Source organism: Streptomyces sp. NPDC048565, from assembly GCF_040650935.1.
Classification (GTDB): Bacteria; Actinomycetota; Actinomycetes; order Streptomycetales; family Streptomycetaceae; genus Streptomyces.
Window position 1 is genome coordinate 1 of record NZ_JBEZIH010000038.1, and the last position, 14,927, is coordinate 14,927.

The 14,927-nt window shown below is 72.7% G+C and carries 9 protein-coding genes; 6 read left to right on the top strand and 3 right to left on the bottom strand.

Going from position 1 to position 14,927, the window contains the following annotated elements; translation table 11 throughout:
• The first annotated feature begins 57 nt into the window (after nucleotides 1-57).
• On the top strand, nucleotides 58-4,014 hold the full coding sequence (locus AB0C75_RS33010) for a thioester reductase domain-containing protein (protein WP_362895847.1): 3,957 nt from the start codon (nucleotides 58-60) through the stop codon (nucleotides 4,012-4,014).
• Between the two features lie 68 nt (nucleotides 4,015-4,082).
• Here AB0C75_RS33010 and AB0C75_RS33015 read toward each other — a convergent pair whose 3' ends face one another.
• Nucleotides 4,083-5,270, bottom strand: a complete 1,188-nt coding sequence (locus AB0C75_RS33015; protein WP_362895757.1) for an acyl-CoA dehydrogenase family protein — start codon at nucleotides 5,268-5,270, stop codon at nucleotides 4,083-4,085.
• Between the two features lie 208 nt (nucleotides 5,271-5,478).
• Nucleotides 5,479-5,916, bottom strand: coding sequence for a helix-turn-helix domain-containing protein (locus AB0C75_RS33020; RefSeq protein ID WP_362895759.1), 438 nt, complete (start codon nucleotides 5,914-5,916; stop codon nucleotides 5,479-5,481).
• 177 nt (nucleotides 5,917-6,093) lie between these two features.
• Between AB0C75_RS33020 and AB0C75_RS33025 the strand changes: the two genes are divergently transcribed.
• The 4 genes from AB0C75_RS33025 (at nucleotide 6,094) to AB0C75_RS33040 (ending at nucleotide 10,518) form a co-directional block, all read left to right on the top strand.
• Entirely contained in the window at nucleotides 6,094-7,524 is a 1,431-nt protein-coding gene (locus tag AB0C75_RS33025) for an MFS transporter (RefSeq protein ID WP_362895761.1), read from the top strand.
• 237 nt (nucleotides 7,525-7,761) lie between these two features.
• Nucleotides 7,762-8,940 (top strand): acyl-CoA dehydrogenase family protein, encoded by a 1,179-nt coding sequence (locus AB0C75_RS33030; RefSeq protein ID WP_362895763.1) that lies wholly within the window; start codon nucleotides 7,762-7,764, stop codon nucleotides 8,938-8,940.
• Nucleotides 8,941-9,040: 100 nt separating this feature from the next.
• Complete coding sequence (locus AB0C75_RS33035; RefSeq protein ID WP_362895765.1) at nucleotides 9,041-9,883, top strand: NAD(P)H-binding protein; 843 nt, start codon at nucleotides 9,041-9,043, stop codon at nucleotides 9,881-9,883.
• A gap of 143 nt (nucleotides 9,884-10,026) precedes the next feature.
• On the top strand, nucleotides 10,027-10,518 hold the full coding sequence (locus AB0C75_RS33040) for a pyridoxamine 5'-phosphate oxidase family protein (RefSeq protein ID WP_362895767.1): 492 nt from the start codon (nucleotides 10,027-10,029) through the stop codon (nucleotides 10,516-10,518).
• A gap of 76 nt (nucleotides 10,519-10,594) precedes the next feature.
• Here the strand turns inward: AB0C75_RS33040 and AB0C75_RS33045 are convergent, their stop codons facing one another.
• Complete coding sequence (locus AB0C75_RS33045; protein WP_362895769.1) at nucleotides 10,595-14,083, bottom strand: BTAD domain-containing putative transcriptional regulator; 3,489 nt, start codon at nucleotides 14,081-14,083, stop codon at nucleotides 10,595-10,597.
• Nucleotides 14,084-14,337: 254 nt separating this feature from the next.
• On the opposite strand from AB0C75_RS33045, the gene AB0C75_RS33050 reads away from it, so the two are divergent.
• On the top strand, nucleotides 14,338-14,916 hold the full coding sequence (locus AB0C75_RS33050; protein WP_362895770.1) for a hypothetical protein: 579 nt from the start codon (nucleotides 14,338-14,340) through the stop codon (nucleotides 14,914-14,916).
• The last annotated feature ends 11 nt before the right edge of the window (nucleotides 14,917-14,927 follow it).

Genomic DNA, 14,927 nt, shown 5'->3' on the forward strand with positions numbered 1-14,927 from the left:
GATTACTGGGTCCGTCAGGTGCGTGAGGCCGTTCGGTACGGCGACGCGGTGACCACGATGTATGAGCACGGCGTCCGCACCTTCCTCGAAATCGGACCCGACAGTGTCCTGACCGCCCTGAACCGGAGCATCCTCGACGACCGTGCCGGCACCCGGGCCCTCGCCCTCCAGCGGCGCGGCCGGGCCGAGCCGGACGCCCTGGTCCAGGGCATCGCCGACCTGCACCTGGCCGGTGTGGATGTGGACTGGGAGGCGTTCTACGCACCGTCGGGCGCCAGGCGCGTACCGCTGCCGACGTACGCCTTCCAGCATCAGCGCTACTGGGTGGAGGCCTCGGCCCCGGCATCCGACGCCGCAGGGCTCGGCCTCGACCCGGCCGGGCACCCGTTGCTCGGTACGGCACTGGCGCTCGGCGACAGCGACGAGACGCTCTTCACCGGACGCCTCTCGGAGCGCGCCCACCCCTGGCTCGCCGCGCGCACGGCGACCGGGGAGCCCCTCGTGCCCGCCGCCGTGCTCACCGAACTGGCCATCCGTGCGGGGGACGGGACCGGCTGCGCCGTCGTCGAGGAACTCCACATCGACGAGCCCCTCGTCCTGCCCGTCACCGGCGCGCTGCGCCTCCAGGTCCGGGTCGGCGCGGCGGACCCGGACGGCCGGCGCTCCCTCACCGTGCACACCCGGTCCGACGACTCCGGCGCCTCCTGGATCCGCCATGCCCACGGCACCCTCGGCCAGGACCCGCTGACCGCGCCCCCTGCGGCCCTCGGCACCGGGCCGTGGCCGCCCGCCGGAGCCACCGCCCTCGCAGCGGGCGACCAGGGCACGGACGGTGTCTGGCAGCGGGACGGCGAGCTCTTCGCCGAGGTACGGCTGCCGGACGAACTGGCAGACCAGGCGGACGCGTTCGGGATCCACCCGCTGCTCGTGGGAGCCGCCCTGCGACCGGTGCTCGACGGTGGGCGGGCCGCGGCGGTGCGCTGGCGGGGAGTGCGTCTGTACGCGACCGGCGCACGGGCCCTGCGCGTCCGCCTCAGCCCGCGCCCCGACGGCGCGGCCGGCTACGCCCTCCACCTTGCTGACCCGTCCGGCGCACCCGTCGCCGACGTGGCCGCCGTCATCCCGGAGGCCCTCGCACCGGCCGCTGTCGCAGCCGCACGGACCCGGGACCACGACGCACTGTTCCGCGTCACCTGGACGCCCCGCCGGCTGCCGCCCGCGACGCTGCACTGGGCGGAGACCGGCGAGGACGGCGGCCCGCCCGACGTGCGGGCCCTCTCCGCCGCCGTCGGCAGCGGCACGGCCGTCGACGCGGTGCGCGTCCGCCTCGCCGCACCGCTGGGCACCCCCCTTCCGGACGCCGTGCACCGCACCGTGGGCCGCGCTCTGGAACTGGTCCAGCAGTGGCTGGCCGACGACACCCCGTACGCGACACCGTTGGTCGTGCTCACCAGCGGGGCCGTCGCGGCATCCGACGGCGAGGACGTCAGGGACCCCGCCGCTGCCGCCGCCTGGGGGCTGCTGCGCTCGGCCCAGTCCGAGGCACCCGGCAGGATCGTCCTGGCCGATGTCCCGGACCCGGACGCACCCGGCCTGGACGCCGTGCTGTCCGCCCTGGTCGCCTCGGGTGAACCACAGGCCGCCGTACGGGACGCGGAAGGGGCGGGCGGTCATGCCGTACTCGTCCCCCGCCTGACCAGGGCCGACCGGCCCGCGGCGGACGGCGCCCCGGTCTGGGATCCCGCAGGCACCGTCCTGATCACCGGCGGCACCGGTTCACTCGGTGGCCTCTTCGCCCGGCATCTGGTCACCGAGCACGGAGTACGCCATCTGCTGCTGACCAGCCGGCGCGGCGTCGACGCCCCGGGGGCGAGCGCCCTGCGGGACGAACTGGCCGCGCTCGGCGCCTCGGTGACCCTCGCCGCCTGCGACGTGTCCGACCGGGACGCCCTCTCCCGGGTGCTGGACACCGTCCCGCCCGAGCGGCCGTTGCGTGGAGTCGTCCACACCGCGGGCGTGCTGGACGACGGGGTGATCGCCGCCCAGACCCCCGAGCGGCTCGCCGCTGTCATGCGGCCCAAGGCCGATGCGGCCTGGCACCTGCACGACCTGACCCGTGACCTCGGGCTGACCGCCTTCGTACTGTTCTCCTCGGTCGCCGCGGTCATTGGCGGGCCCGGCCAGTCCACGTACGCCGCCGCCAACGGTTTCCTCGACGCGCTGGCCCTGCACCGCGCGGCACACGGCCTCGCGGCCACGTCGATCTCCTGGGGCCTGTGGGCGCGGGCATCCGAACTGACCGGCGACCTCTCCGAGACCGACCTGCGCCGCATCGCCCGCAGCGGCTTCCGCCCCGTCGGGACCGAGCAGGGCGTCACTCTGTTCGATCTCGCCCTGCGGATCGGCCGTCCCGACGCGGTGGCCACCCCGCTGGACCCGGCCGCGCTCGGTCAGCAGCCGCAGGTCCCGGCCGTCCTCGGCTCGCTGGTCCGCGCCCCGCGTCGGGCCAGGGCCCACGGCTCCGCCGACGACCTGGGCCCCGCGCTGCCCGACCGGCTGGCCGCACTGGACGACGAGCAGGAGCGTCTGGCCGCCCTCCTGGCCGCGCTGCTCGATGTGACCGCCCAGGTGCTGGGCCGCGGGGACGCCGCGGGTATCGAGCCGGACCGTTTCTTCCCGGAGCTCGGCTTCGACTCGCTCACCTCCGTCGAACTGCGCAACCGGGTCACGGAGCTCACCGGACTGACGCTGCCCGCCACGGTCGTCTTCGACCACCCGGCCCCGGGGGACCTGGCCGCGTATCTGCTGACGCGGCTGGTGCCGGACACCGAGGCCGCAGCCGACGTCTTCGACCACACGGCGGACATCCACCTGCCCGACGACATCCGCCCGGCCGCCGAGGTGGTCCGCACCGTCGACGACCCGCAGGAGATCCTGCTCACCGGCGCCAGCGGCTTCCTCGGCGCGTTCCTGCTGCGCGACCTCATGCGCACGACCACGGCCCGCATCCACTGCCTGGTGCGCGGTGCCGGGGAACAGGAGGCGTACGAACGGCTGCGGGCGGGCCTCCAGTGGTACCGGGTCTGGGACAGCGTCGACGAGGACCGGCTGGGCGTCATGGTCGGTGACCTCGCCGATGAGCGGCTCGGACTGACCGAGGAACGCTTCGACGGCCTCGCGCGCACGGTCGACGTGATCTACCACGCGGGCGCGTCGGTCCACTGGCTCAAGCCGTACGAGGCGCTGCGCGACGCCAATGTGTACGGCACCCGCGAAGTGCTGCGGCTAGCCGCCCGGCACCGTACGGTCCCCGTCCACCATGTCTCCACCGTCGGTGTGTTCGAAGGGCCGGTCACCCCGGGAGCCCCGTTGCGGGTCACCGATCCGACCGGACCGTACGAGGCGCTGCCGAGCGGCTATCTGCGCAGCAAGTGGGTCGCCGAACAGGTCATCGGTCTGGCCCGTGAGCGGGGTCTGCCGGTCTCCGTGCACCGCGTCGACGTGATCTCGGGCGACCGGGACAACGGGGCCTGCCAGACCAGGGACTTCGTCTGGCTCAGCTTGAAGGGCCTGCTCCAGGCGGGGCTCGTGCCTTCGGGTGCCGAGGGCAGGTTCCACCTGCTGCCGGTCGACTACGTGAGCGCCGCGATCCTGGGCGTCTCCACCCGGCCCGAGGGCGCAGGTGGCACCTACCACCTGTTCAACCGCAGCTCGCTCCGGCTCTCCGACTGCGTACGGTATCTGCGCCGGCTCGGCTACCGGCTCGACGAGGCGGAACCCGAGCAGTGGCGCGCGGCCGTGCGGGCAGACCGGGACAACGCGCTGCTGCCCCTGCTGCACGCCTTCGAGATGATGACCTCCGACACCGACGCCTTCTACCCGGCGCTGGACACCGGCGGGACGGAGGCGGCGCTGGCCGGGACGGGCATCGTCTGCCCGCCTCTCACCGAAGAGCTCTTCGGCCGGTACGTCGAGTTCTTCGTCGAGCAGGGCCACTTCCCGCCCACGGGCTGAGCGGCGGGGTGCGCACCCCGCCGTGGGCCGTCGCCTTTCACGAGGCGGCGGCCCACGGGCACCGGCGGTCAGAGGATGTCGCTGCCGGGGTCCAGTCCGAGCAGGACCCGGCCCTGCACCTCGAGGTTGGTGTGCACCTGGGCCAGTGCGTGCAACGAGAAGCCGAGAAGATCACGGTGATAGCGCTGGAAGGGCACGCTCCGCTTGATCACGGAGGCGCCGCTCATCGAGTACAGCAACTCCACCGCCTCCTTGGCCAGGTCGGCCGCGAACGCCGACCGGCCGCGGGCCTGCGCCTTCTCCTCGTCGGTGGGTGCCACGCCGGCGTCCGCGCGCTCCTGGAGCAGCGCGACCACCCGGCCGGTCAGCGCGGAGCCCGCATCGATCCGGTTGGCGGCGGCGGCCACCTGCTGCTGCGTCAGCGGGTGCTGCCGCTGGTCCTCCCAGGAGGTGTAGGTGATGCCGCGCCCCGGGACCCGCTCCAGGAACAGCTCGTACGCACCGCGCGCGATGCCCGTCGCCATCGCCGAGTACAGCGTCATGATGAACGCGACGGCGCCGTAACCCCTCCCCGGCACCCGTGCGTTCCACCGCTCCCCGGTCTCGCCGGTCAGGGCGCCCTCGTACGGGATGAGCCGATGGGCGGGGACGAAGACCTGCTCGGCCACGACGGTGGCGCTGCCGGTGCCGCGCCCCGCCGAGACGTCCCAGTCGTCCACGACGGACAGCTCCTTCAGCGGTACGAGCGCGAAGAACTCCTCCTCCTGCTCCTCCGTGCCGCCGTCGGGCCGCTCGAGCACCGAGGCGAGCAGGTCCCAGTCGGCCGCATGGCACCCTGAGTTGTAGCTCCAGCGGCCGGTCAGCCGGTAGCCGCCGTCCACAGGGGTCAGGCGCCCGGTGGGTGCGAAGCCGAGCGACACCCGTGCGGCGCCCCCGCCGAACACCTCCTTCTGCGCCCGGTCAGGGAACAGCCCGGCCATCACCACGCCGGTGAGCCACACCGTCATGTTCCAGCCGGTGGCCGGACAGGCGCGGGCGATCTCCTCCACCGCCTCCGCCTGCCGGGCCAGGGGCAGGTCCAGGCCTCCGAACCGCTCGGGCACCGCCATACGGAACGCTCCCGCGCGGTCCAGCAGCCCGAGCGTCTCCCCCGAGATCCGCCCCCGTTCCTCCGTCTCGGCTCCGTGTTCCCGGATCGCGGGAGCTGCGGCGCGTAGGGAATCCAGCAGAGCGGTTGATTCCTGACGTTCAGACACACATTCCTCCGAACTGGCTGTGCCCGAGGGAACTCGGGCATCCCGCCCGGAAGGTAGGCCGCCGGGATCATCGCCGGGCCACCGTGCGGTCACCGGCCGGTCATTCAACCCGGCATTCAGCGCCCATTCACACCGGTAATCGGCGAGTAATTGCCGAGTAATCGCGCAGGAATAAATCCCGGTCGCGCCGGGGTGCGGCATAAAGCGCTCAGGATGCCTCGGCCCGTTCCGACGCCCGCTGGTCGTACTCGGTGCGGGCATCCGCGATCTCGCTCTGGTGCGCCTCGGTCCAGGTCACCAGGGAGCGGATGGTGTTGTGCAGGGTCGCCCCCAGCGGCGTCAGCTCATAGTCCACGCGCGGCGGAACCACGGGGTGAACAGTGCGTTTGACCAGGCCGTCCCGCTCCAGCTGCCGCAGAGTGACGGTCAGCATGCGCTGGCTGATGCCCTCGATCCGCCGGCGCAGCTCGCTGAAGCGCAGGGTGCGACGGTCCAGAAGCGCTATCACCAGCAGCGACCACTTGTCCGCCACACGGTCCAGAATCTGGCGTACCTCGCAGCCCTGCCGGGTGTCCCACTGCATCACCTCGTAATCGTCGTCGGTACCTGTGCAGTGACTCGGTGACTTCAAAGTGCCTTCTTCCATAGCTATTCAGACTGCCCGATGATGTCGGTGGTTACAAGTGGGAACCGCCCCCCGGGCTCACCCGCGTTCTGATTGGTTTCCCGAGCGGTTGCCCAGGTCCTGTTCGCCTTTTCTCTCCAGCAAGGAGTCATTTCCGTGTCCGCACTGCAATCCTCTCCGGACAGCGGCACTGATCGCATGAGCGGACGCGCTTGGGGCGTGCTGTTCGTGCTGTGTGGTGCGATCTTCCTCGAGGGCGTCGACGTCGCCATGCTCAACGTGGCGCTGCCGTCGATCCGGGCCGACCTTGACCTGTCCACCGGCACGCTCCAGTGGGTGATGAGCGCCTACGTCCTCGGATACGGCGGCTTCATGCTGCTCGGTGGCCGTGCCGCCGACCTCTTCGGGCGCCGGCAGATGTTCCTGTTCTGGCTCACCGTGTTCCTGCTCTTCTCCGGGCTCGGCGGGTTCGCCACCGAGGGCTGGATGCTGCTCGTCGCCCGGTTCGTCACCGGCGTCGCGGCGGCCTTCATGACCCCGGCCGGCCTGTCGATCATCACCACGAGCTTCGAGGAGGGCCCGAAGCGCAACAAGGCCCTGCTGGTCTACTCCGGCACCGCGGCGGGCGGCTTCTCCATCGGCCTGGTTCTCGGTGGCCTGCTGGCCTCGGTCGACTGGCGCTGGGTGTTCTTCGCCCCGGTGATCCTCTCTTTCGTCATCCTGATCACCGGCGCCGCCCTCATCCCCAAGTCGGCGAAGCCCGACCGCGCGGGACAGAGCATGGACGTGGGCGGCGCGATCAGCGTGACGGCGGGCATCCTGCTGCTGGTCTTCTCCGTCGAGCGCGCAAGCCACGAGCCGGCGAGCCAGATCGTGCTGACCGTCGCCGCGAGCCTGGTGCTGTTCCTGGTGTTCGTGCTGATCGAGCGCAGGTCGTCCTCGCCGCTGGTCAGGCTCGGCATCTTCCGCTCAGGCAGCCTGGTCAGGGCCAACCTCGCGGGGCTGCTCTTCGCGGCCGGCTTCTTCGGCTTCCAGTTCATCATCGTTCTGTATCTGCAGGAGCTGCGCGGCTGGTCCATCCTGGAGACCAGCTTCGCCATGATCGTGATCGGCATCGACGCGATCCTGTCGCCGACGCTCACCCCGAAGCTGGTGGAGAAGTTCGGCAACGGCCGGGTCATCTTCGGCGGTCTGCTGCTCGCCGTGCTCTCGTACGCCCTGATGCTGCCCGTCGGGCTCGACTGGACGTACATGATGATGTTCCCGAGCCTGATCATCCTGGGCCTCGCCTTCTCGCTCGCCTACGGGCCGCTGACCATCGTCGCCACCGAGGGCGTCGCGGAGGAGGAGCAGGGCGTCGCCGGCGGTCTGCTGTACACCTCCTTCCAGTTCGGCGCCGCGCTCGGTCTGTCCTCCGCCACCACCGCGATCACCGCCGCGACGGACGGCACCGGCTCCCAGGCGCTGCTCGACGGCTACCGCGCGGCCCTGCTCGTCCCGCTGTTCGCCGCTGTCGTCGCCGTCCTGATCAGCGTGTTCGGGCTGCGCGGCAAGGGCGGCGCCGCAGCGGCCGAGCCGGCCGCCGAGGAGGGCGGCCCCCTCCTGGAGTCGGCGGACACCGCGCACTGACCCGCTGCCCCCGGCCCGATTGCCGGGCCCCCTCTCGTTCGCCCCAGGCCATCCCCCGTGCCTGGGGCGAACTCCCTTTCTCCTGCTTCCGTTTCCCGTGCTTACCGGCGGCTGACCGCCCGAACACCCCGCCCTTTTCCCTGAGATCCAGCGGTTACCGGTACAAGAGACCTCATCGGCAGACTGAATTCCGTTCACGTGAACTGCGTGAATCCGGACAGGGACCGAGGAGGCAGAATGACCACGAATGCGCGCGCGACCGCTGCGGTGTTCGACGAAGTGGCCGGCCTGGCAGAGCACTTCCGGGAATCCGGGGCAACATCCGAGGAACGTCGCTGGATTCCCGAGGAGAACATCGATCTCCTCGAAAAGGCCGGTGTGTTCCGCCTCAATGTGCCGGCCCGCTTCGGCGGCATCGAGGCCCCCGTCGCCGACCAGGTGCGCATCATCGGTGAGATCTCCCGCGCCGACACCGCCACCGGCTGGGTCGCGATGATCTACGTCTCCAGCTCCTGGGTCCCGAGCCTGTTCCCGGACGAGGCCCAGAAGGAGGTCTACGCCGACGGCTCGGCACGGGTGTCGACCGGCTTCACGCCGACGGGCACGCTCACCGCTGAGGACGGCGGCTACTCCCTCAGCGGCAGCTGGAAGTGGATCTCCGGTGCCCGCGGCGCCGGCTGGGGGCTGCTCGCGGCGCTGCTGCCCGCGCCCGACGGCACCCCGGTGCCGCACGCCGCCCTGGTGCCGTTCTCGGAGCTGACGATCGCCGACGACTGGCACACCTCCGCCGCGGCGGGCACCGGTAGCTCCACGGTCAGCGCCGTCGACGTCAAGGTCCCCGCCCACCGGGTGGTCGGCCTGCTCGACGTGCTGGCGGGCACCACGGGCGACCGCTCCAACACCGGTGCCACCGGCCGTAACTACGCCTTCATCCCGTTCTTCATGGCGCAGGGCGCCGCCGCCTACCTGGGCATCGCGCGGGGCGCGTACGAGCTGTTCCTCGACCGGCTGCCGGGCCGCGGCATCACCTACACGTCGTGGACCGACCAGAGCCTGTCCCCGCTGACCCAGATCCAGGTCGCCACCGCCGCCAACCGGATCGCCGCGGCCGAGGCGCTGCAGGAGGCCTGGCTCCGGGAGCTGCAGCGGCACGCCGACGCCGGCACCCAGCCGTCCGTCGCGGAGCGGGCCGAGGCGCGCGGCAAGGCCGCGTTCGCGATCCAGCTGGCCAAGGAGGCCGTCGACGGACTCTTCGAGGCCGCAGGCGCGTCAGTGATCATGCGGGACGTCCCGTTCCAGCGCTTCCACCGGGACATACGGGGCCTCTCCCTGCACGCGCTGTTCGCCTTCCACACCAACCAGGAAGTGCACGGCCGTTCCCTCCTGGGCCTGGCGCCCGACACGCCGTTCCTCTGAGCGGCAGCCGCCGCGGGGCCGCCGGACCGCCCGTCCGGCGGCCCCGCGCCCCGGCACGGCCGGAGTCCAGCACGTCCCATCCAGCACGGGAGACGAAGCCATGACGCAGACAGACATCCTGGTCACGGGCAGCACCGGGAAGACAGGACGCCGGGTCACCGAGAGCCTGCGCGCGCGAGGCGCGTCGGTCCGCGCGGCCGGCCGGTCCGCGCGGGTCCGGTTCGACTGGAACGACGAGAGCACCTGGGAGCCCGCCCTCACCGGCGTACGCGCCGCCTATCTCGTCGACAGGCAGGACCAGCCCGGAGCATGGGACGCCGAGGCCGAGATCGGCGCCCTGGCCAAGCGCGCGGTCGAGTGCGGTGTACGCAGGCTCGTCCTGCTCCAGGCCAGGACCACGGGCCTGGTCGGCGGCAAGGACCTCGGGGCCGGTGAGCACGGGGTGCGCGAGTCCGGCGCCGAGTGGACCGTGCTGCGGCCCAACTGGTTCTTCCAGAACTTCGACGAGGGCGTGCTGCTCGACTCCGTACGCGCGGGCGAGATCCGGCTGCCCACCGGCGACGGCCAGGAGCCGTTCGTCGACGCGGGCGACGTCGCCGATGTGGCCACCGCGGCCCTTCTCGACGACGGTCACGACGGGCAGGTCTACGACCTCAGCGGGGCCCGCGCCCTCACGCTGGCCGAGGCGGCCGACGAGATCTCCGCCGCCGCCGGCCGCGCGGTCACCTATGTCCCCGTCACCCACGACGACTACGTCACCGAGCTGCTCTCCTACGACGTGCCCGCCGACTACGCGGGCTTCGTGGCCGACCTCGCCGGGCAGATCCGCCGCAACCTCAACTCCACGCCGACCGACACCGTGGAGCGTGTGCTGGGCCGTCCGCCCCGGGGCTTCACGGATTTCGTCCGGGACGCGGTTGCACGCGGGACATGGGCCGTCTGAAAGACCGCGAGCCGGGTTCTCCCGCAGTGAGTCGGTGACTTCAAAGTGCCTTCTTCACCTGAGGCGGAGTATGCGGCACGCTGAGTTCGACTGGGGGCATTCGCCCGTATTCTGCTTTTCGACGACTTTTCGAGGTGCCGCACATGGGTGCTGTGAAGGTTAATTCGTTCTCCGAGATCGAGAGCGCCTTCGTGAAATACGTCCAGGACATCGTGTACTGCACGATGATCACGGTCGACAAGAAGGGAAGGCCACGGGCGCGCGTTCTGCTGCCCATCTGGGAAACGGTGGACGGCAAGCCGGTCGGCTGGCTCGCCGCCTACAAGACCCCGGTCAAGGTGGCTCACCTGGCGAACAATCCGCACACCACGTATTCGTACTGGAATCCCCGGCAGAACGCGGTCTTCGCCGACAGCGTCTCCCGCTGGGTCGAGGACCTGGAGACCAAGACCTACGCCTGGGACCTCTACTCCAAGGGCAGCCCACAGGGCGTCGGCTACAACCCCGGCAACTTCTGGAGCCAGGGGCCGTCCGACCCGAAGTACGGACTGATCCGGATCGACCCCTGGCGCGTTCAGGTCCTGCGCGGTTCGGATCTGAGCAGCCGCCTGTGGACGGAGGAGTCCCACCGCTGACCGCGCCCACGGCGTACGCGCTCCATCCCGCCCCGCACGGCTCCGGCCGGGCGGGGCGTCGGCCGTCAGGGGGCGGTCAGGCCGGGATCTCCTGCCCGGGACCGGTCTCGTCGTCGCTGACGGTGGCGAGCGGGGTCGGGCGGAGCGCGAGGGGCGGGCGGGGCCCCCGGCGCTGCCGGCCCTGGCCGGGTGACGGCACCGGACGGACTGCCGAGGGTCCGGCAGCGGGAGACTCCCGCGCCTCCCGGTCGTCCGCGGCCCCGCCCACGCCGGACCCGCCTTCCCCCGCAGCGCCCTCGCCGGACGCCCGCAGCTCCTCCTCCGCGGCCTTGCGGTGGTCCACGAGCCAGCCTGCGGCGAACTCGACGGCGTACGCGTCCGTCCCCGACGTCGCACGGAGCTGGGCGGAGATGCGGTCCACATCCGCGCGCTCGGCGGGCGGCAGAGGTGCCCCCGAGCGGTTACGGGTCGCCTCGGCGACGCCGAGCAGCCGTGCCGCCCTGGCAGGCCGGCCCGCCAGGCGGTGGCCTCCGGCGAGCCCTTCGAGGGAGAGGGCCACCGCGCGCGGGTCCTCGGACGCCAGCGCGGACACCAGCCCGTCCCGGTGCAGACCGAGGCAGGTACCGGCGTCGCCGCGCAACTCCGCACAGAAACCCAGCTCGGCGAGGATGAGAGCGAGGCCGTTGCTCGCCCCACGGCTGCGGTTCCAGTCGAGCCACGGCAGCAGATGGTCCTCCGCGGCCTCCAGGTCGCCCCGGCGCCTGGCACCGAGGGCGAGCCCGAGCTCGGCCATCTGCTCCGCGGGCCTGTTGCCCTGCTCGGCCGCCATCCGCAGCGACCGCCGGTGGAACTCCTCCGCCTCGTCGTACCGCCCGGACAGCAGCGCGATCCGGCCAAGCCCCGACAGCTGGCGCGAGACCTCCGACCACAGCTCCAGCGACTCGGCCATCCGCAGACCCTCGCGGTGCAACTGCGCCGCCTTGTCGTACGCCGCGGTGATCTCCGCGTGCACGGCCAGCTCCTGGGCCGCCTTCAGCTGGCCCCAGGCGTCCCCCTGTTCGGTGAACTGCGCCCGGGCCTCCAGCGCGTCGTCGTGCAGGGCGTCCAGGTCCCCCGTGGTCATCGCCAGCGCGGCCCGGCTGCTGAGGGCGGCGGCCACCCCCCAGGCGTCGCGCAACGCACGGAAGTCGGCCAGCGCCGCGTTGACCCAGCGCTCGGCCGAGCCCAGCGCGCCCACCTCCCACAGCGCGTGCCCCACGAACCAGGTGGCGCGGGCGATGCCCGCCGACGGCAGCTCCCCCCTGGCCTGGTCCCGCCGCGGCGCCAGGCACTGCTTCTCCGGTTCGATCTCGCCCAGCAGCAGCCCGATGCCCTCGCACCAGGTGGCCGCCTCGACGGCGGGCGCGGACAGCGACCGCTCGGGCGCGACGGCCAGGGCGCAGGACAGCGCTCGCCGCGCCTCGGCGAGCCGGCCCGTCAGGAGCCAGAACCAGACCAGCGCGTTGACCAGCCGCAGCGTCAGGCCATCGGCCTCGCCGTCCGCCGTCTCCTCCACGGCCCGGCGGAAGTTGGCGGACTCCGCGGACAGCCGCCGCAGCCAGTGGTGCTGCTCGGGGCCGTGCAGATGCGGCTGTGCCCGCTCGGCCAGCGCGGTGTAGTGACGGGCGTGCCGCAGGGCCACGCCCGGGGCCTCCCCCGACTCCCGCAGTCGGGACTTGACGTACGCGCACACCGACTCCAGCAGCCGGTAGCGGGGGGCCGCCTGGCTGTCGGAGCGTGTGACCAGCGACCGGTCCACCAGCCGCGAGAGGATGTCCATGACCTCGTCGGCGGCCACCTCGCCCCCGCCGCACACCTCCTCTGCCGCGGCCAGCGTGCACCCGCCGGAGTGCACGGACAGCCGGCGCAGCACGGTCTGCTCCTGCGGAGTGAGAAGGCTCCAACTCCACTCGATCGTGGCGTGCAGGGTCTGCTGGCGGCGTGGCGCACCGCGGTAGCCGGAGTTCAGGACCCGGAAACGGTCGTCGAGACGGTCGAGCAGCTCGTGCACGCCGAGCGCCCGCACCCGGGTCGCGGCCAGCTCCAGCGCCAGCGGGATGCCGTCCAGGCGGCGGCACATGGCGACGACGGCGGGGGCCGCGTCGGCGTCCAGCACGAAGGAAGGGTCGGCGGACCTGGCCCGCTCGACGAACAGGTCCACGGCACTGGACCTCTCCAGCTCGGCGGGCTCCGCCGACCCGGGCAGCCGCAACGGCGGCAGCGGCAGCACCGTCTCGCCGGGCAGCCGCAGTGGCTCCCTGCTGGTGGCCAGCACCTTCACGCCGGGCGCCTGCTCCAGGAGCCGTCGTACCAACTCGGCGATGCCGTCCAGCACATGCTCGCAGTTGTCGAGCACGAGGAGCATCCGGCGGTCCGCCGCGTAGTCCACGAGCTGACGCAGCGCCCGTGACCCGTCCGCGCTCGGCGCGTCACTGTGGCCGGCCGCCTCCTGGATGCCGAGCGTCGCCAGCACGTGCGGGGCGAGGTGCCAGCGTCCGGCGCCCTGTTCGGGTGCGCCCAGGCCTTCGCACTCCACCAGCCAGACACCGTCCGGGAACTCACCGGACAGCCCGCCGGCCGTCGCCAGCGCCAGCCGGGTCTTGCCGACGCCCCCGGGGCCGGTGATCGTCACCAGCCGGTTCGCCGCCACCAGAAGCGCCCCCTGCTCCAGCGCGTCGTCCCGCCCCAGCAGCGCGTTGGGTGCGTCCGGCAGATTGCCGCGCGAGCGCCGCGCGGCCTGGTCGGCGGCCATCGGCGGGCTCGGCTCGCGCAGCGGGGGGTCCTGCCGCAGGATGGCCTGTTGCAGCGCGTCGATGGCGTGTCCCGGCACGAGGCCGAGTTCCTCGCCGAGATGGCGGCGCAGGTCCATGTAGCTCTCCAGCGCCTCCGACGAGCGGCCGGCCTGGTAGAGCGCCCGCATGTGCGCCATCCGCAGCCGCTCACGCAGCGGATGCGCCGTCGTCAGCGCGGTCAGTTCGCCCACCAGCAGGCTGTGTTCGCCCAGTTCGAGCCGCGCCTCGAAGTGCTCCTCGACCGTCGTCAGCCGCTCCTCCTCCAGCTGGGCGACCGCGGTGCGGATGAAGGGTTCGCCCGCGAAGTCGGTGAAGTCGGTGAACGCGGGCCCCCGCCACAGTGCCAGCGCCTCCGAGAGAGCCCCCGCCCGCGCCCGGGGCTCGGCCAGCGTGCGGGAGTGGGCCGCGAGGGCGCGGAAGCGCTGTACGTCGAGTGCTTCCTTCTCGGCCCGCAGCGCGTAGCCCGGCGGCCGGTGCACCACCAGGTCGCGGGAGCCCTCCTCGGCGTCCTCCAGGGCGCGTCGCAGCTGGGAGACCTTGGCCTGGAGCGATGCCATGGGGTTGGCGGGCGGTGCGCCGCCCCACAGCGCCTCGATGAGATGGGCGGTGGGAACGGTACGGCCGTGGTGGGCGAGCAGACTCGCGAGCAGCATACGGACCTTGACTTCGGGGACCCGGACCGGTCGCCCCGTCGCGGTCCGTACCTCAAGCGGGCCCAGCACCCCGAATCGCATGAAGGCCAGCCTAGTCACAGACGCTCCGTGGCGGTCCGGGCGCGGTGCGCGACCGTACGGAATCGGCCATCCGAGGGAGAGCCGCCGTGCGCACCCCGGATCCGCGGATTACCGCGGCGTGGACCGGTGGGGGAACGCCGAGCGTACGGTCCGTTCGAGAACGGTCGAACAGTGTGACCGTACGACGGACTTCGGCCGGTAAGGGGACGTCGGACGGGCCGCGTCCCACCGCCGAAAGCGACCGAGGAGACAGAATGAAAAGGACCGTCGCACCGAGGGCGACACGGTCAACGGCACCGTGCGACGCCCCTCGAACCGCCCCGCCCACGGCCCTCGACGGCGCCGCCGAGCTGGTGGGCCGTACGTTCGCCACCGCGCTCCAGGAGGGGCTCGGCCGTGTGTCACCGCCGTGGGCGAGCACCGCCGCAGCGCCGGGAGGCCCGGCCCGCCGGGTACGCCCGCCCGCCCCGAGCGCCGTGCTGCTGCGTGACCACCGCGAGCAGATCCTCACCCGCCTGGCCGGGGCGCTGCCGGCCGCGATGCGCGCGGCGGGGCGGACGGACGCGGAAGACCTGACCCCGGCCCTCGTCGGCTGGGCTCGCGCCCGCCTGGCCGCGGCGATGGCGGCGACGGCGGCCACGGCCCCGGCGGCGACGGCGGCGACCGCCGCCGATCCGCAGCGCCCCGGCGGCGGAGGGGGCGTCCCGTTCCCCTTCCCCCGCCTGGAACTGACCGTCGCCACCCTGCTGCTGGAGTCCGCGGCCGGTGTGCTTCCCGACCTCCCGGCCCGCGACCGCGCCCTGCGGGCACTCGGGCACGCGGTACGGGAGTAGCGGGGGTGCGC

Bases quoted from the DNA above. Each gene is read 5' to 3' on its own strand.
- AB0C75_RS33010 (WP_362895847.1), top strand. From the start codon at position 58: ATGTATGAGCACGGCGTCCGCACCTTCCTCGAAATCGGACCCGACAGT.
- AB0C75_RS33020 (WP_362895759.1), bottom strand. From the start codon at position 5,916: ATGGAAGAAGGCACTTTGAAGTCACCGAGTCACTGCACAGGTACCGAC.
- AB0C75_RS33025 (WP_362895761.1), top strand. From the start codon at position 6,094: ATGAGCGGACGCGCTTGGGGCGTGCTGTTCGTGCTGTGTGGTGCGATC.
- AB0C75_RS33030 (WP_362895763.1), top strand. From the start codon at position 7,762: ATGACCACGAATGCGCGCGCGACCGCTGCGGTGTTCGACGAAGTGGCC.
- AB0C75_RS33035 (WP_362895765.1), top strand. From the start codon at position 9,041: ATGACGCAGACAGACATCCTGGTCACGGGCAGCACCGGGAAGACAGGA.
- AB0C75_RS33040 (WP_362895767.1), top strand. From the start codon at position 10,027: ATGGGTGCTGTGAAGGTTAATTCGTTCTCCGAGATCGAGAGCGCCTTC.
- AB0C75_RS33045 (WP_362895769.1), bottom strand. From the start codon at position 14,083: ATGCGATTCGGGGTGCTGGGCCCGCTTGAGGTACGGACCGCGACGGGG.
- AB0C75_RS33050 (WP_362895770.1), top strand. From the start codon at position 14,338: ATGAAAAGGACCGTCGCACCGAGGGCGACACGGTCAACGGCACCGTGC.